15 protein-coding genes are annotated in these 16,185 nt (G+C 56.0%); 5 read left to right on the top strand and 10 right to left on the bottom strand.

The window, feature by feature from the left end; all coding sequences use genetic code 11:
- Nucleotides 1–43: 43 nt before the first annotated feature.
- From GQR96_RS05940 to allA, 7 genes are all read right to left on the bottom strand, one after another.
- Complete coding sequence (locus tag GQR96_RS05940; RefSeq protein WP_025714216.1) at nucleotides 44–1,498, bottom strand: allantoin transporter; 1,455 nt, start codon at nucleotides 1,496–1,498, stop codon at nucleotides 44–46.
- A gap of 77 nt (nucleotides 1,499–1,575) precedes the next feature.
- A complete protein-coding gene (locus GQR96_RS05935; RefSeq protein ID WP_048267517.1) occupies nucleotides 1,576–2,832 on the bottom strand; it encodes an MFS transporter in 1,257 nt (418 codons plus the stop codon).
- A 54-nt stretch (nucleotides 2,833–2,886) separates the two neighbouring features.
- Nucleotides 2,887–3,765 carry a 2-hydroxy-3-oxopropionate reductase gene (gene glxR, locus GQR96_RS05930; protein WP_025714214.1) on the bottom strand — a complete coding sequence of 293 codons (879 nt, stop codon included), beginning with the start codon at nucleotides 3,763–3,765 and terminating at the stop codon, nucleotides 2,887–2,889.
- A gap of 119 nt (nucleotides 3,766–3,884) precedes the next feature.
- On the bottom strand, nucleotides 3,885–4,661 hold the full coding sequence (gene hyi, locus GQR96_RS05925) for a hydroxypyruvate isomerase (RefSeq protein ID WP_043521429.1): 777 nt from the start codon (nucleotides 4,659–4,661) through the stop codon (nucleotides 3,885–3,887).
- 13 nt (nucleotides 4,662–4,674) lie between these two features.
- Nucleotides 4,675–6,456: a glyoxylate carboligase gene (gcl, locus tag GQR96_RS05920; protein WP_065903726.1), complete on the bottom strand. Its 1,782-nt coding sequence runs from the start codon at nucleotides 6,454–6,456 to the stop codon at nucleotides 4,675–4,677.
- Between the two features lie 87 nt (nucleotides 6,457–6,543).
- Nucleotides 6,544–7,362 carry an HTH-type transcriptional repressor AllR gene (gene allR / locus GQR96_RS05915; RefSeq protein ID WP_012737529.1) on the bottom strand — a complete coding sequence of 273 codons (819 nt, stop codon included), beginning with the start codon at nucleotides 7,360–7,362 and terminating at the stop codon, nucleotides 6,544–6,546.
- A gap of 91 nt (nucleotides 7,363–7,453) precedes the next feature.
- Complete coding sequence (allA, locus tag GQR96_RS05910) at nucleotides 7,454–7,936, bottom strand: ureidoglycolate lyase (RefSeq protein WP_025714052.1); 483 nt, start codon at nucleotides 7,934–7,936, stop codon at nucleotides 7,454–7,456.
- A 208-nt stretch (nucleotides 7,937–8,144) separates the two neighbouring features.
- Between allA and allS the strand changes: the two genes are divergently transcribed.
- A complete protein-coding gene (gene allS, locus GQR96_RS05905) occupies nucleotides 8,145–9,068 on the top strand; it encodes an HTH-type transcriptional activator AllS (RefSeq protein ID WP_043521430.1) in 924 nt (307 codons plus the stop codon).
- A gap of 87 nt (nucleotides 9,069–9,155) precedes the next feature.
- Nucleotides 9,156–10,235 (top strand): tRNA 2-selenouridine(34) synthase MnmH, encoded by a 1,080-nt coding sequence (gene mnmH, locus GQR96_RS05900; protein WP_043521494.1) that lies wholly within the window; start codon nucleotides 9,156–9,158, stop codon nucleotides 10,233–10,235.
- Nucleotides 10,236–10,343: 108 nt separating this feature from the next.
- On the opposite strand, the gene GQR96_RS05895 is transcribed toward mnmH, so the two are convergent.
- Nucleotides 10,344–11,489: a porin gene (locus GQR96_RS05895; RefSeq protein ID WP_065903567.1), complete on the bottom strand. Its 1,146-nt coding sequence runs from the start codon at nucleotides 11,487–11,489 to the stop codon at nucleotides 10,344–10,346.
- A 91-nt stretch (nucleotides 11,490–11,580) separates the two neighbouring features.
- Here GQR96_RS05895 and GQR96_RS05890 point away from each other — a divergent pair, with 91 nt between their 5' ends.
- Nucleotides 11,581–11,709 (top strand): hypothetical protein, encoded by a 129-nt coding sequence (locus tag GQR96_RS05890; protein ID WP_032426074.1) that lies wholly within the window; start codon nucleotides 11,581–11,583, stop codon nucleotides 11,707–11,709.
- On the opposite strand, the gene ybbP is transcribed toward GQR96_RS05890, so the two are convergent.
- Together ybbP and ybbA are read right to left on the bottom strand one after the other, a co-directional pair.
- Nucleotides 11,671–14,085: a putative ABC transporter permease subunit YbbP gene (ybbP, locus tag GQR96_RS05885; RefSeq protein WP_065903550.1), complete on the bottom strand. Its 2,415-nt coding sequence runs from the start codon at nucleotides 14,083–14,085 to the stop codon at nucleotides 11,671–11,673. The two genes, GQR96_RS05890 and ybbP, sit on opposite strands and share 39 nt — an antisense overlap.
- The gene (gene ybbA, locus GQR96_RS05880; protein WP_004146399.1) at nucleotides 14,082–14,768 is read right to left on the bottom strand and encodes a putative ABC transporter ATP-binding protein YbbA; all 687 of its coding nucleotides are present in this window, start codon (nucleotides 14,766–14,768) and stop codon (nucleotides 14,082–14,084) included. Before ybbA ends, ybbP begins: the two co-directional genes overlap by 4 nt.
- Here ybbA and tesA point away from each other — a divergent pair.
- Both tesA and GQR96_RS05870 read left to right on the top strand, forming a co-directional pair.
- Nucleotides 14,739–15,362, top strand: coding sequence for a multifunctional acyl-CoA thioesterase I/protease I/lysophospholipase L1 (tesA, locus tag GQR96_RS05875; protein WP_025999119.1), 624 nt, complete (start codon nucleotides 14,739–14,741; stop codon nucleotides 15,360–15,362). The genes ybbA and tesA overlap by 30 nt on opposite strands.
- Entirely contained in the window at nucleotides 15,352–16,161 is an 810-nt protein-coding gene (locus GQR96_RS05870; RefSeq protein WP_074186539.1) for an SDR family oxidoreductase, read from the top strand. The genes tesA and GQR96_RS05870 overlap by 11 nt, the downstream gene beginning before the upstream one ends.
- Nucleotides 16,162–16,185: the final 24 nt, after the last annotated feature.

Below are 16,185 nucleotides of genomic sequence, written 5' to 3'. Positions count from 1 at the left end.
TAATGCTTCATCCATGAAATAAACTTTCCTGGTTAAAATTAACTTAACTAACCGTATTTGGCCGTGTCAGATTATTGGGTTGCGCCCGTTTCTTCAGCAACGCGTACGCAACAAAAGCGACAATAACACCGACAAACCATGACACACGGGAGAAGGGTTCCAGCAAAGGAATAAACTTTCCACCGAGCGATAAAATGACCGCCACAATGGTTACCAGGAATGCGGTAACATTAAAACCATTATCAAAATATTTATAATCTCCTGGCGCGGTATAAAGTTCATCAAGATTTATTTGCCCACGCATAACGATGAAATAGTGCGCCATCATTACACCAATAACCGGCCCTAACATCCCGCCAATAATATCGAGGAAGAGATAAATACTGTCTTGATTCTCCATTAATTTCCATGGACAAATCAGCAAGCTAATAATACTGGCGATAAGCACGCCATTTTTATAGGTCAGTTTGGCTGGGGCGATCGCCGCGATCTGATAACCTGCCGGTATAATATTACCGGTAGCATTGGTGGAGATCGTGGTCATCAATATCACCAACACCGCAAAGAACGAGGCAAACAGGCTGTCCCATTTCTGCACAATATCCAGCACGTTCCAGGTATCCATACCATAGTGGATACTTGCCCCGGCGATAATACAGACGCCGGCGACCGCAAACAAAATATAGGCCACCACGAGTCCAAGCGTCTGACCAATAGCCTGCTCGCGAAATGAGCGCGCGTTCTGGGTGAAATCCGAGGCACTGACAGCCGGAGCGGCCCAGACGGCCACCACCGCGTTGATCACCACCAGGAACAAGAAACCGGTATGTTCCGCTTTTGCCACCCCGGTAGGCAGGTAGTCGAGGATCGGGCCGAATCCTACCAGCGAAATGGCCCAGATAGCCATGCCGCCGAAGACAATATAGATGCAGGGGTTGAGGATTGCGGTAAATTTATTCAGCACTTTTCCGCCACCAAAGCCAATCCCGACGTTAATCAACCAGAACACCAGAAAGGCGATCAACCCCGGCAACGACAGCCCCAGCAGCTTAAAATCACCGCCAAGCGTCAGAAACGCAGGCCATAATTTGCCTAATAAGATCAGAAATGCCAGCGATCCGGCGTAGCATTGCAAGCCAAACCACATAATCGCCGCGATACCGCCTCTGAGCAGTCCGGGCAATAATGCACCGCGTACTCCATATGAGGCTCTTAATATCATCGCGAAGGGTACGCCATATTTACTTCCGGCAGCACCATTAAACACCATGACCAGGGCAATAATAAAGGCACTTAATATTATCGCCATCATGATGCTAAAAGTGGAAAGTCCAAGGATAAAAAAACCACCCACCATCACATAATTTGGTACGTTGTGTACAGAACCCATCCACAACGTGAAATAATTGAATGTTTTCCAGTTACGCTGAGTGTCTGATTTCGGCAATAGATCATCACTATAGCCCCTGGTTTTGTATAGGTCTTGAGTTTGTTCCATAATTCCCTCTTAATACGCATCGGATTACGTTTGTAGGTTTAGCTATGTGGAACAACAATTTTTATTATTTATTTTTATTATACGGTGATGGTCTTTGACGGTATTTTATTCTTGCGCAAGGTGATCAGAGCAAAAAGTATCGTCCCGGTAACAACCAATCCGGCAGACATCACAAAACTAATTTCTTTCGATCCGGTCAGGTCGGAAATAAAGCCGGTGAGCGTCGGTGCAACTACCGCAGAACTCATACCAAAGAAATTAAATAAGCTGAAGGCGCGGCCTAACGTTTTCGCTGACGCCTGCTCGGAGACGAACGAGATAAGAATCGGATCAACGGCCATTTTGCCCAGCAGCCCGTACAGTACCAGGCTAATCATCAGCATGGTGGTATTCGGCGACAGAACGGTAAACATCAACATGGCCGCTGCGACTATCTCCAGCCCGAGAATAACTTTGACTTTACTGTCACGGAATTTATCCGAGAGATGGCTAAAGAACAGCGCGCCCGGTACCCCGACCACCGCCACCAGCGCGGAAGCAAAACCAATCGCCCCACCGTCAAACCCGCGTTCGGTCTGAAGATAAGAGGGCAGCCAGGTTACAATCAGATAGTAGCCGTAGCAGGTACAGAAATAGAGAAAGTACACGCTGCACAGTAATGGCGAGAACAGCGGCGCCGATTTCTCTTCCGCAACCGGCGCTGACGCCGCTGCGCTCGTTTTATTTTCCGCCGTGGCGGGTTCTTTCAGTTTGCGGCGAATGACCAGGGTAAACACGCAGAGCATCACCAGTAAAATCGCAGCGACGATAAACAACACATTTTGCCAGGCCATGTGCATGCTCTTGACCAGAATACTTGAGCCAATCAGGCCAATCCCCATGCCAATGGCAGAGCCGCTGTTGATGATGGCATTCGCCAGCGCCCGGCGTTCCTGCGGCACGTTGGCCGAGGAGAGCGAATAGGCGGAACTAAAGAAGGAGGCACAACCGGCGCCGGCCAGTAGCGAGCCGATATAAATCAGCGTCAGATTTCCGGCATTAGCGATACTCAGGGTACCGATAATAAATAGCGAAAAACCGCACATCAGCATAATTTTCTGGCCCAGTTTATCCACCAGAATGCCGCAGGGGATCTGCATGCCGCAGTAGGCCAGAAAATAGAAGCTGGCAATCGCGCCAATTTCAGCATTACTGACGTTACCCAATGACGCCTGAATCTCCGGATAAATCGGCGTTAACACGGTACGATAGATCCAAATTGCCACCCAGCCCAGACTCATTACCACGACTATTTGTTTCCAATAGTCGACACCTTTTTTATTGATCGTATCCATAAAGTCACCTGTGAGGTTCAAATAAAGCTGCCGATTTCGGCAGCTTTACGCTTATTATGCTATTTGATGATTTGCCATTAATTCCAGAGCCTGAATCAGAGACGAGTGATCTAATTCGCTGCCGCCATTCGCGGCACAGGTATTAAATAGCTCCTGACAGGTAGCTGTATTCGGCAGATTAAGCGCCAGGGCTTTAGCGCTCTGCAGAGCCAGATTGAGATCCTTCTGGTGCAGAGAAATTTTAAAGCCTGGATTAAAGGTGCGGTTAAGCATTCTTTCACCATGCACTTCCAGAATACGTGAGGAAGCGAAACCGCCCATCAACGCCTGACGAACGCGAGCGGGGTCCGCCCCGGCTTTAGAGGCAAAAACCAGCGCTTCGGACACCGCTTCAATATTCAGCGCGACGATAATCTGATTGGCGACTTTACAGGTCTGACCGTCGCCGTTTCCTCCGACGAGGGTGATATTTTTACCCAAAATCTCAAACAGCGGTTTTACGCGGGCAAAGATGTTTTCATCGCCGCCAACCATAATGGAGAGGGTGCCTTCACGTGCGCCAATTTCGCCGCCGGAGACCGGGGCATCAAGGTAATCGGCGCCCAGATCCCGCACCTGCTGCGCAAAACGTTTGGTTTCTATCGGTGAGATAGAGCTCATATCCACGATAATTTTGCCCTTCAGCGCCGCTTTAGCACAACCATGTTCGCCAAACAGCACCTCGGCAACCTGCGGGGTATCGGGTACCATAATAAAAATAATGTCTGACTGCTCCGCCACCTGTTCCGCGCAGGCCAGATGTTGTGCCCCGTGCTTGAGTAATTCATCAGCAACAGGCCCAATGGTGGTAACGTGCAGTGCGTGCCCTGCTTTAGCAAGACGGAGCGCCATCGGGGTGCCCATAATCCCCAAACCAATAAATCCCAGCTTCATAAGTGTCCTCTCACGATGTGTATTTCGATTTATCTGGGCAATAGCTATCCCTTCCTGTTGTCAGGAAATAAAATCCCTGAGTCTGGAATAATAAATACTGCCCAACGATAAATTTAAAATTAGCGGTAGCGATTAAACCAAGTCAGTCCCGCTTCGGTGGTGGTCAATGGTTTATATTCACAACCTACCCAACCGTCATAGTTTGATTTATCGATGAAATTAAAAAGATACTCATAATTAATTTCACCGGTCCCGGGTTCGCCGCGATTCGGATTATCGGCGATCTGTAAGTGACCAATACGATTAGCATATGTTTGCATCGTATGGGTTAATTCCCCCTCCATACGTTGCATATGGTAAATATCGTACTGAATTTTCAGATTATCATTACCCACTTCATCAATCAGCGCCAACGCCTGATGCGTGGTATTCAGATAAAAGCCCGGCATGTCGAAGTAATTGATTGGCTCAATTAGCAGTAGAATACCTTCCTGGGCCAGCGCGGCGGCAGCAAAACGTAAATTCGCCACCAGCGTTGAGCGAATATGTTCTTCGCGATAGCCCACCGGAGTTTTGCCGACCAGACAGTTAATTTTACGATTGCCCAGCGCTTTGGCGTAGCGGATTGCGGCGTCGACACCTTCGCGAAACTCCGCTTCCCGGCCTGGAATACAGGCGATGCCGCGTTCCCCTGCCGCCCAGTCGCCAGCGGGTAAATTGTGTAAAGTATGCTCCAGCTGGTTGTCGCTCAGCTTTTGCTTTAATAGCTCAGGCGCATAGTCGTAGGGAAACATAAATTCAACAGCGCGAAAACCACAGGCCGCCGCTTTCTCAAAACGATCCAGAAAATCATATTCCTGAAATAACATGGAAAGGTTGGCAGAAAAGCGCAACATAATGTCACCTCATTTATTCATATTTCATGAAACAAGTTTCGGTTGGTGCGTCAATGGCGCTATCGGCAACGTCTTCGAACTCCATAACGTTATCCAGTTCGCTGCCCATGGAGATATTGGTTACGCGCTCGAGAATCACTTCCACAACGACCGGCACGCGATAGGCTTTCATCCAGGCTTTGGCCTGCTCAAACGCTGGGGCAATATCCTCAGGCTTGAAGACGCGAATTGCTTTACAACCGAGTCCCTCCGCGACCTTCACATGATCGACGCCGTAGCCGTTTACTTCGCTGGAGTTAATATTTTCAAACGCCAGCTGAACGCAGTAGTCCATGTCAAAGGCACGTTGCGACTGGCGGATCAAGCCGAGATAGGCGTTGTTCACCAGGACATGGATATAGGGAATATTGAACTGGGCGCCTACCGCCAGCTCTTCAATCAGAAACTGGAAGTCGAAGTCGCCGGAAATCGCGACCACGTTGCGCTCAGGATCGGCAACGCAAACGCCCAGCGCGGCGGGAAGCGTCCAGCCCAGCGGCCCCGCCTGACCGCAGTTGATCCAGTGGCGGTCTTTGAACACATGCAGCATCTGCGCGGCGGCGATTTGCGACAGGCCAATGGTGGTGACATAGCATACGTCCCGGCCAAACGCTTTGTTCATCTCTTCATAGACGCGCTGCGGTTTAACCGGCACGTTATCGAAGTGGGTTTTACGCAGCAGCGTACGCTTGCGTGCCTGGCACTCGCTAACCCAGCTCTCGCGACGTGGCAGGCGACCCTCTTTTTGCATCTGCTGCGCAATGTCTACCAGCTGAATTAACGCCGCTTTGGCATCGGAGACAATGCCTAAGTCCGGGCACAGTACACGGCCAATCTGCGTCGGTTCAATGTCGATATGAATAATTTTGCGGCCTGCGGTGTACTTCTCGACCGAGCCGGTATGACGATTAGCAAAGCGGTTGCCAATCCCGAACACCAGATCTGAGGCCAACAGCGTGGCGTTGCCGTAGCGATGCGCGGTTTGTAAGCCGACCATTCCGGCCATCAGTTCATGGTCGTCCGGTATACAGCCCCAGCCCATCAGGGTCGGGATCACCGGGACATGGGTGATTTCCGCAAATTGTTGCAGCAGCGCGGCGGCATCGGCGTTAATCACCCCGCCACCGGCAACAATCACCGGGCGTTCCGCCTGGACTAACAGCGCCAGTGCCTTTTCAATTTGCGGACGCGTGGCGACCGGTTTATAAGCCGGCAGCGGCGAGTAAAGCTCAGGGTCGAATTCGATTTCTGCCACCTGGACATCATAAGGCAGATCGATGAGCACCGGTCCCGGTCTGCCGGAGCGCATCAGATGGAAAGCCTGCTGCAGCACGCCCGGAACCAGCGCCGCCTCACGCACCGTCACCGCCATCTTGGTGACCGGTTTAGCAATGGATTCAATATCCACCGCCTGAAAGTCCTCTTTATGCAGACGCGCGCGCGGCGCCTGGCCGGTGATGCACAGAATGGGAATCGAGTCCGCGGAGGCAGAATACAGAGCGGTGATCATATCCGTACCGGCCGGGCCGGAGGTCCCCAGACAGACACCGATATTACCGGCAGTCGCGCGGGTATAGCCTTCAGCCATATGAGACGCGCCTTCAACATGGCGGGCAAGAATATGGCGGATCCCGCCGTGCTTACGCATCGCAGAATAGAACGGGTTAATAGCCGCGCCAGGCACGCCAAATGCTGTGTTAACCCCTTCTTTTTCCAGAACATACATTGCCGCGTCAACGGCTCTCATTTTTGCCATTTTTACAACCTCACTGTATTGGAAAATTTTTCCAAATTTAAACATAACCAAAAAAGTCCCGCTCAAGAGAGCGGGTTGGATCGGCGATCAGTCGGCCTGGGGTTTAAGGCCCAGTGCGGTACTGATATTCCTTGCCGTCTCCCTTACCAGCTCGCCCTGGCTGACAAAACGGTCCGGGGTTAGCCTGGACGCAGGTCCGGAAATCGAAATTGCCGCTACCACAGAGCCCACATCATCGTAAACCGCTGAAGCAATACAGTTTAATCCTGTCACATGCTCCTCCTGGTCAATGCTGTAGCCGCAGGCTCGCGCCTCATCCAGATTTCGCTGCAGGACCGGCAAATCCACAATCGTCGTCGGCGTAAACCGCTGCAGGCCGGTCTTCACAATCACATCCACCAGCTCTTCCGCAGGGAGCGGATACAACAGCGCTTTCCCGGCGCCTGAAGCATGGAGCGGGAGTCGACTGCCGAGCGGCGCGCACATTCGCACCATCGACTTACACTCCTGCTGACCAATCAGCACCGCTTCGTTGCCGTTGCGAATCGCCACGTTGACTGTCTCCCCCGACATCAGCATCAGCCGCCGCATGAAGGGCCCGCCGACGGATAAAACGTCCCGGTTATGGATGTAGGCCGAGCCGATATTGAACGCGCCAAGACCGATATGCCACCAACCTAACTGGCTGTCCTGATAGACAAAATCCGCGCCTTCCAGCACTTTTAGCAGGCGAAAGGTGGTCGATAACGGTAAGTCCAGATTCAGGGAAATATCGCTAACCGACGAGCTGCCGCCGCTCTTTTCCAGGTATTGCAATATCGCGATCCCTCTCTCCAGCGCCTGTGCGCCTTTTTGCGCGGAAGGCTCCTGCTGGCCAGGCCTTCCACGCCTTCTCACTTCTGTCATACCTCGATTATCTCCGGCTCAAAACCTGAGCATAAATAGTGTGTAAGCGCCCACATGTTATGCAAGATAATCGACAGCGTCACGTGTAACCTCACGCAAAGCTCAGCTCCACGGTCGGGATCTTTACGACATCGCAGTTGTCTTTTCCGCCGCGATCGACGGTTAAAAAATCGGTTTCCGTCTGCCAGGCAAACAGCGGATGGTGCCAGACATTACGGTGGTAATTCACCCCCTGACGGCCATTTGAGATAAACGCACGCAGCGTGTTCATGTCCGGCTCATCGCCGCCTGCCGCGACCACCACGACAAAGGCCTCCCCCCGCATCGGCACAAACGCCTGGGTACCCAGCGGATGGCGCTCCAGTTCGGTGACAATAATCGGCAGCGCGGCGGGTTGCGCACGATTAATGCTGATGAGCGTACGATCCTGCTGTAACGTCTCCACCATCGCCAGATCGTGAAAACGCTGTACTTTTCCATCATTGATGTGAAAAAAATCCTGTCCTTCCGTTTCGATAACATCCCCATACGGGCGGAATGCATCTCGCGTCAGGGGCAATACTTCAAGCTTCATGAGCTGTTCCTTATTCATTTAAAACCGTTCCCCTTCCCAACGTTGAAGGGGGTAGAGAAGCTGCACAATCCACAGCCATCTAAGCGTGACAACACTATAAGTTGGAATAATTTTCCAAAATCTGATTTAAACCACATTATTGAAAAGGTTATTATGAAAAAATACTTAAAAATCATGGGTGAATTATTAAATAACGAGGAATATGGCGATGCTCGATCCCGAAACATTACGCACCTTTGTCAGCGTCGCTGAGACCGGCAGCTTCTCAAGAGCAGCGGAAAAACTTTATAAAACAACCGCCACCATCAGCTATCGCATCAAATTACTGGAGGACAACACCGGTGTCGCACTCTTTTCCCGCACAACGCGCAGCGTACTGTTGACGCCGGCCGGGATGCACCTGCTGGCGCAAGCCAGAGAGTGGCTGGGGTGGATTGATAGTATGCCCGGTGAGCTTCAGCAGATAAACGACGGGGTAGAGCGCCAGGTCAACATTGTGGTGAATAACCTGATGTACGACCCGCAGGCCATTGCCCGGCTGCTGGCCTGGCTCACCCAGCGCTACCCTTTTACGCAATTTCATTTTTCACGACAAATCTATATGGGCGTCTGGGATACGCTGCTACATGACGACTTCTCCCTGGCGATTGGCGTGACCGGCACCGAACCGTTAGCGGAAAACATGGCCGTCTACCCACTGGGTGAGGTGACCTGGCTCTTCGTGATGTCGCCGCATCACCCGCTAAGCCAGCAACCCGACCCGCTATCAGAGGCGCAATTGCGGCGCTATCCGGCGGTGAATATTGAGGACAGCGCCCGACGGCTGACGAAGCGCGTCGCCTGGCGTCTGCCCGGGCAAAAAGAGATAGTGGTTCCCGATATCGAAACCAAAGTTGCCGCCCATCTCGCCGGCGTCGGCATCGGCTTTTTACCGGAACCGCTCTGCCTGCCGCTTATCGCTCAGGGCAAGCTGATCGCCCGACACATTCCGACCATGCGCCCCCCTTCGCCATTGAGTCTCGCCTGGCGCAAAGATCATCATGGTAAAGCGGTGCAGGATATCGCCTCGCTGTTCAGCCATTCTGCGCCGGAAATAACGGGGTTCCTGACGCTATTCAGCAATACACCGTGAAAAATCAATCCTCCCGAGCGCTCACCGCGTACAATAGGAGAATTATCGCGTCGAGCGACGCGTCTGGATTGCCTAACGGTTTAAATGATGGAATCAGTACTAAAAAATATTCTGCAGATCCTCGCCAGCGATACGCCACTGATTGACGTACGCGCCCCGGTGGAGTTTAGCCAAAGCGCGATGCCGGCGGCGATCAACCTGCCGCTGATGAATGATGAAGAACGCGCCGCGGTCGGCACCTGCTATAAGCGCCAGGGGCCGGAAGCGGCGCTGGCGCTCGGCCATAAGCTGGTTCAGGGCGATCTGCGCGCCAGCCGGATCCGGGCATGGCTGGAAGCATGCGCCCGTTACCCGCACGGTTACCTGTGCTGCGCCCGCGGCGGCCAGCGCTCGCATATTGTCCAGCAGTGGCTGAAAGAAGCTGGCGTGGATTACCCCCTGATCGTCGGCGGCTATAAAGCGCTGCGCCAGGCGGCGATCCAGGCTACCGACGCGCTGGTACAGCGGCCGATCGTGCTGATTGGCGGCTGCACCGGCAACGGCAAAACCCAGCTGGTTTGCTCGCGACCGGACGGTATCGATTTGGAGGGCCATGCCCACCACCGCGGCTCTTCGTTTGGCCGCACGCTACAGCCGCAGCATCCGCAAGCCACCTTTGAAAACCACCTGGCGGTCAGCCTGCTCAAAAAAGCCGAACAGCAGACGCGCTGGGTGCTGGAAGATGAAGGCCATATGATCGGCGCCAACCATCTGCCGGAGTGCCTGCGCATCCGCATGGCGCAATCGCCGCTGGCGGTGGTGGAAGATCCGTTTGACGTTCGCCTCGAACGGCTGCGCGAGGAGTATTTCGATCGCATGTATCGCGACTTTATCGCCGCGTATGGCGAAGAGAAAGGCTGGCAGGCATACGGCGAGTATCTGCATCACGGCCTGTTTGCCATCCGCCGTCGCCTGGGGCTGCAGCGTTTTGCCCAGCTCACTGAACGCCTCGATGAGGCGCTGGCGCAGCAGCAGCGCACCGCCAGCACCGAGGCGCACTTCGCCTGGCTGGTGCCGCTACTGGAAGAATACTACGACCCGATGTATCGCTATCAGTTGGGGAAAAAAGCCGGGAAGATTATTTTTCGCGGCAGCTGGCAGGAGGTCGCCGCCTGGCTGGAGAAGTAATCGCATGCTCGATTGTCCCGGCTTGCGGCGTAAACGCCTTAGCCGGGCTACCGGTCGGCATGATTTGTAGCCCCGGTGAGCGCATCGCGACCGGGGAGATGTGACCGCTTAGAAGTCGTAGCGCAGACGCACCAGGTTCATATCGCCCAGATTGTCGGTGCTGGAGGTAAACACGTGCTCGTAGTCAACGCGGAAACCGTAATCCAGCTGGAAGCTAATCCCCAGACCGTTATCGATACGCTGGTAGTTGCGGCCATTCACGTACTGCAGGCGGTCGCCCATAAAGTACGGCTGAATAGATTTAACGGCATACTGATTGATCGGGAATTTATAGCCCGCAAAATATTCAATCCCCCAGGCGTCGCCGGCGAAGTAATTATGCACATCGGTTTTTTTGGTGGTGAGGAAGTTCTGATACCAGCCGCCGCCGAAGGAGAAGGTCCAGTTATCCGGGGTCCAGCTCAGCGCGGTACCGACGATGTTCTGGTCATAGGTTTTGCTGTCGGAAGTTGACGGGTCGCGCATTTCGGCGCGGGTGTAGTTCCACGCAGTCCCCCAGGTCAGATCCTTCATGATGTGGTAGTCCGCGCCAACAGAACCGCCGCCTTTACGTTTATAGCGCAGACCGTTACCCGGCAGGTATTCGCTGTCTTCGAACAGATAAGAGCCGTAAAGATCGACATCGCCAACGGTTTTCTTATATTTCAGCATATTACGTGAACGATAAGAACCATCGTAATCGCCGTTAATACCGTTGCCCGGGGCCTGGCCGATCATGTCGTAGTCCCAGATATCGGTTTTCACCCCCACCACATCATAGTAAATGCTGTTCTGCTGCCCGTAGGTTAACGTCCCCCAGGTATCGCTTTTCAGGCCGGTATACAGCATGCGGCGGGTAGTATTGTTCGCCCCTTCTGCGTAGTGGTTATCCCAGTCAAACAGCGCCGGAATGTTCACCCCCAGTTCGTAGTAGCTGATCCAGCTAATATCATCGAACAGGTAGTAATCCGCCGCGAAGCGGAAACGAGTGCCGCCGTCGAAACCGTTACGCTTATAGGAGCCTTTATCGCCATCGCCGGTCATCATGTTGAATTGCGGACGAATACTCCCGCCGACGGTAAAGTTAAGCCGGCTTAACGGATCGCCCGCCTGCGGATCTTGTTTCAGCAGCGTGATCTCCGCGTGAGAAGCAAATGTAGTGAACACCAGTGTTGCGCCGATCGAGATCGCCAGCGCTTTTATTTTATGTGCCATAGTTTTTCCTTGATTAATAAGCAACCTTATATTTACCAGCTGAATATTAACCGCGAATCAGTACAGGGTGTTGTCGGTTTTTTAATGTTTTGTGCGCTTAAAAATCAACGAGTTATCAATTTGTGCGCTTAAAATAAAAGCGCCGCCAAAAACGGCGGCGCATCATCAAAATGCAATAATCTTACTGGCTAAACTGACGGAACAACGCTTTCCCTTTTAACAAACGCAGCCCCAGCCCGCCGCCGCACAGGGATAACAACACCGCCCCCGTCAGCGGCAGCATCACCCACAGCCGCCAGTCCGGCGTCCAGGGGAAATCAAAGACTTTCGTCTGCAGCATCGCCAGCGCCACTTCGGCGCCTATCGCCGCCACCAGGCCGGAGACCAGCCCCAGCAGGGCAAACTCCGCCCACAGCGTGGCGCGCAGCAGCGATTTTCCGGCCCCCAGCGTGCGCCAGACCACCAGCTCCTGATGCCGCTGGCGCATACCGACCTGGACCTGCGCCAGCAACAGCAGCACACCGCAGGCCGTGACCAGGCCCACCATCACCTCCAGCGCCCGGCTGACCTGGGAGAGCACCTGGCCGACCTGACGCAGGATAGCGCCGATATCCAACAGGCTAACGGTAGGAAACTCGCGGTTCAGCTGGGTCAACATCCCGGGACCGTTATCCCAGCGGAAGCTGGTGAGCCAGCTCTGCGGCTGCCCGTCCAGCGCCCCGGAGGGGAAAATAAAGAAGAAGTTGGGCCGCAGGCTCTCCCAGTCGACTTTGCGCACGCTGCTCACCTTCGCGCTGAAGTCCTGAGTATCGCCGGTAAAGGTCACCGTATCGCCGATCTTCACCCCCAGTCGCTGCGCCAGTCCCTCTTCAATCGATACCTCGCCCGGCTTCGGCGGCCAGTTGCCAGCCACCAGTGGATTATGATCCGGACGCTGTTCGCTCCAGGTGAGATTAAGCTCGCGATTCAGCGCTTCGTCTTTGTTCCCGTCCGTGGAGTGGCCGTTGATCTGCGTCAGACGAGCCCGGACGATCGGATAAAATTCCGCCGCCCGCGTCTGGTGTTCGGCGAGGAAAGTCTTCACCGGCATTATCTGCTCAGGGGCGATATTGATCAGAAAGTAGTTTGGGCTCTCCGGGGGCAGCTGCTGCTGCCAGCGGTCGAGCAGATCGCCGCGCAGCACCAGCAGGAGCGCCAGCAGCATAAACGACAGGGAAAACGCCGCCAGCTGGCTGAGGGTCGACCACGGCTGGCGCAGCAGGCGGTTCACCGCCAGACGCAGCGGCAAGGCGCTGAGCGTCAGGCGTTTGAGCAGCCACAGCAATCCCCAGCCCACCAGGCCGCACAGCAGCGCCAGCACCACCGCCCCGGCCAGCACCGACCACAGCAGGGGGCTGCCGCCCATCAGCCAGGCCAGCAGGCCCACCACCACGGCGCTGACCGTCGGGATCCAGATTTTCAGCGGCCAGACGTTAGCCACCACGTCCTGGCGCAGCACCCGCAGCGGCAGGGTCGCCAGCAGCAGCCGATAGGGGCGCAGGCCCACCAGCAGGGAAATCACGCCGGTCGCGCCCACCGCCCACAGCCACGGCCAGCCGCTGGCCGGCGGGAGCGCGGCGGGCAGAACCGGTTTGAGCATCAGCAACAGCAGGCGCTCCAGCGCTAGCCCTGCTGCCCCGCCGGTTATCAGCGACAGCGTCAACAGCAGCAGCCATTGGCCGACAATCAGCTTGCGCAGCTGCGCCCGTCCGGCGCCCAGCGTCTTGAGTATGGCGACCAGATCGTAGCGGCTGCGGCAGTAGTGGCCCATCGCCACGGCCACCGCCGCGACGGCCAGCAGCAGCGTCAGCAGCGCGGATAACAACAGGAATTGCTGCGAGCGTTCGAGGGATTTGCCCAGCGCGCTGTCGTCCTGGTCAAGACCAATCCAGCGATGCTCCGGGCCGAGTTTCGGCAGCAGCCACTGCTCATAATTGGCCAGCTGTTCAGCGTCGCCGGCGAACTTATAGCGCCATGCGACGCGACTCCCGGGCTGCACGGCGCCGGTCTTTGCCACGTCGGCCATATTCATCATCAGCCGCGGCGCCATCTGGAAGGGGTTGAACCCCGCATCCGGCTCCTGAATCACTTCCCCGGCAATGCGCAGCGTGGCGTCGCCAACGTCAATCGTATCGCCGGTTTTCAGGTTCAGCAGCGCCATCAACCTTGCCGCCAGCAGCACGCTGCCCGCCTGGGGCTTCAGCCCCGGCGGCTGCGTCTCGAGAGTGCCATACAGCGGATAGCGGTCATCCACCGCCTTGACGTCCGCCAGCTGCGGCGTATCGCCCGCAAAGGTCATGGTGGCGAAGCTCAGCTGTTCGCTGACGCTCAGCCCTGACTGGCGCGCATGCGCGATCCACTCAGCGGGCACCTCGCGCGAACTGCGCAGCGTGCGGTCGCCTGCCATAAACTCACGGCTTTGCTGGCTGAGGCCTTTCTCCATCCGATCGCTTATCGACCCCAGGGCCAGCACGCAGGCCACGGCGAGGCTTAACGCCAGCCAGACGATCAGCAGCGACGGCGAGCGCCATTCGCGCCAGAACCAGCGGGCGATCATGCTTCCTCCCGCAGCTGGCCATCCACCAGGCGCAGACGACGGTCGCAGCGCGCCGCCAGCAGCGGATCGTGAGTGACGAGGATCAGGGTGGTGCCGTGTTCGCGATTAAGCGAGAACAGCAGATCGGCAATTTTATCCCCGGTCTGGCGATCGAGGTTGCCGGTGGGCTCATCGGCGAACAGAATGGCCGGACGACCATTGAAGGCCCGGGCCAGCGCGACCCGCTGCTGTTCACCGCCGGAGAGCTGTGCCGGCAGGTGGTGCAGGCGTTTGCCAAGCCCCAGCTGCTCAAGTAGCGCGCGGGCATCGCCCCGGCTCTGGCTATCGCTGGCGCCACGCAGCAGCGCCGGCAGCTCGACGTTCTCCAGGGCGTTGAGCGTCGGGATCAGCATAAACGACTGAAAGACAAAACCGACGTGCTGCGCCCGCAGCGCCGCCCGCGCCTCCTCATCCATCCGATGCAGCGGTTTGCCCAGCATCGATACTTCCCCACTGCTGCCATCGTCCAGGCCGGCGAGGATCGCCAACAGGGTCGATTTACCGGAGCCCGACTCGCCGATCAGGGCGATGGTCTGCCGCGGTTTGACAACCAGCTCAACTCCGGTAAGGATGGAGAGCTGATGCTCCCCCTGACCGACGGACTTCTTAAGATGATGAACTTCAAGTATGTTTTCCGCTGGCATGTGCCTTTCCTGTTTTTGTTCCTGTTTACCTGCCGCGCGATGGCGGCGGATACGCTGCTGATCCTCGGCGACAGCCTGAGCGCTGGCTATCGGATGGCGGCCAACGCCGCGTGGCCTGCGCTGCTCAATGAGAAGTGGCAGGCGAAAACGCCAGTGGTGAACGCCAGCATCAGCGGCGATACCTCCCAGCAAGGGCTGGCCCGTCTGCCTGCGCTGCTTAAACAGCATCAGCCGCGCTGGGTGCTGGTTGAGCTCGGCGGCAATGACGGGCTACGCGGCTTTCCGCCGCAGCAGACCGAGCAGACGCTGCGCACCATTATTAAGGATATCAAAGCGGCCAACGCCGAGCCGCTGCTGATGCAAATTCACCTGCCGGCGAACTATGGCCGCCGCTATAATGAAGCCTTCGGCGCGATTTACCCGGCCCTGGCCAAAGAGTTCGCTATTCCTCTCCTGCCCTTTTTTATGGAGGAGGTGTATCTGAAACCCCAGTGGATGCAGGACGACGGCATTCACCCGAATCGCGACGCGCAGCCGTTTATCGCCGAGTGGATGGCGAACCGGCTGGCTCCCTTAGTTAATCATGACTCCTGAACGCCAGGGGTCGCTGACAGGTAAAGTTATGCAAAAAACGGTTTTAGTGACAGGCTGTTCCAGCGGAATTGGTCTGGAAAGCGCACTGGATTTAACCCGCCAGGGCTTTCGCGTGCTGGCGGCCTGCCGCAAGGCAGAGGACGTGGCGCGGATGCAGGAGCTGGGGCTAACCGGTATTTTGCTCGATCTGGACGACCCGCAGAGCGTGGAGCGCGCGGCGGCGGAGGTGCTTGCGCTGACCGATAATCGTCTCTACGGCCTGTTCAATAACGCCGGATACGGCGTCTATGGCCCGCTGAACACCATCAGCCGCCAGCAGATGGAACAGCAGTTTTCCGCTAACTTTTTCGGTGCCCATCAGCTCACCATGCTGCTGCTGCCAGCGATGACGCCGCACGGCGAAGGTCGCATCGTGATGACCTCGTCGGTGATGGGGCTTATCGCCAGCCCCGGCCGCGGCGCCTACGCCGCCAGTAAATACGCCCTCGAGGCATGGTCCGACGCGCTGCGCATGGAGCTGCGTCACAGCGGTATCAAGGTCAGCCTGATTGAGCCGGGCCCGATCCGCACCCGCTTTACCGATAACGTCAACCAGACGCAAAGCGACAAGCCCGTTGAAAACCCGGGCATCGCCGCCCGTTTTACCCTCGGGCCGGAGGCGGTAGTGGAAAAAGTGCGCCACGCTTTTATCAGCGATAAGCCGAAGCTGCGCTACCCGGTCACCCTGGTCACCCACGCGGTGGCGCTGCTCAAACGCCTGCTGCCAGCCCGCGCGATGGACAAAATTATCCACGGCTGAGTTGAAGCGCGGCATGCCGCCCCC

Source organism: Klebsiella sp. PCX, from assembly GCF_021869705.1.
Lineage (GTDB): Bacteria > Pseudomonadota > Gammaproteobacteria > Enterobacterales > Enterobacteriaceae > Klebsiella > Klebsiella quasipneumoniae.
This window is presented reverse-complemented; position numbering and strand designations above follow the sequence as displayed.

Coding starts and splice junctions, on each gene's coding strand:
- tesA (WP_025999119.1), top strand. CDS start 14,739: ATGAACTTCAAGTATGTTTTCCGCTGGCATGTGCCTTTCCTGTTTTTG.
- mnmH (WP_043521494.1), top strand. CDS start 9,156: ATGGAATCAGTACTAAAAAATATTCTGCAGATCCTCGCCAGCGATACG.
- hyi (WP_043521429.1), bottom strand. CDS start 4,661: ATGTTGCGCTTTTCTGCCAACCTTTCCATGTTATTTCAGGAATATGAT.
- GQR96_RS05935 (WP_048267517.1), bottom strand. CDS start 2,832: ATGGATACGATCAATAAAAAAGGTGTCGACTATTGGAAACAAATAGTC.
- gcl (WP_065903726.1), bottom strand. CDS start 6,456: ATGGCAAAAATGAGAGCCGTTGACGCGGCAATGTATGTTCTGGAAAAA.
- GQR96_RS05895 (WP_065903567.1), bottom strand. CDS start 11,489: ATGGCACATAAAATAAAAGCGCTGGCGATCTCGATCGGCGCAACACTG.
- glxR (WP_025714214.1), bottom strand. CDS start 3,765: ATGAAGCTGGGATTTATTGGTTTGGGGATTATGGGCACCCCGATGGCG.
- allR (WP_012737529.1), bottom strand. CDS start 7,362: ATGACAGAAGTGAGAAGGCGTGGAAGGCCTGGCCAGCAGGAGCCTTCC.
- GQR96_RS05940 (WP_025714216.1), bottom strand. CDS start 1,498: ATGGAACAAACTCAAGACCTATACAAAACCAGGGGCTATAGTGATGAT.
- GQR96_RS05870 (WP_074186539.1), top strand. CDS start 15,352: ATGACTCCTGAACGCCAGGGGTCGCTGACAGGTAAAGTTATGCAAAAA.
- allA (WP_025714052.1), bottom strand. CDS start 7,936: ATGAAGCTTGAAGTATTGCCCCTGACGCGAGATGCATTCCGCCCGTAT.
- allS (WP_043521430.1), top strand. CDS start 8,145: ATGCTCGATCCCGAAACATTACGCACCTTTGTCAGCGTCGCTGAGACC.
- ybbP (WP_065903550.1), bottom strand. CDS start 14,085: ATGATCGCCCGCTGGTTCTGGCGCGAATGGCGCTCGCCGTCGCTGCTG.
- ybbA (WP_004146399.1), bottom strand. CDS start 14,768: ATGCCAGCGGAAAACATACTTGAAGTTCATCATCTTAAGAAGTCCGTC.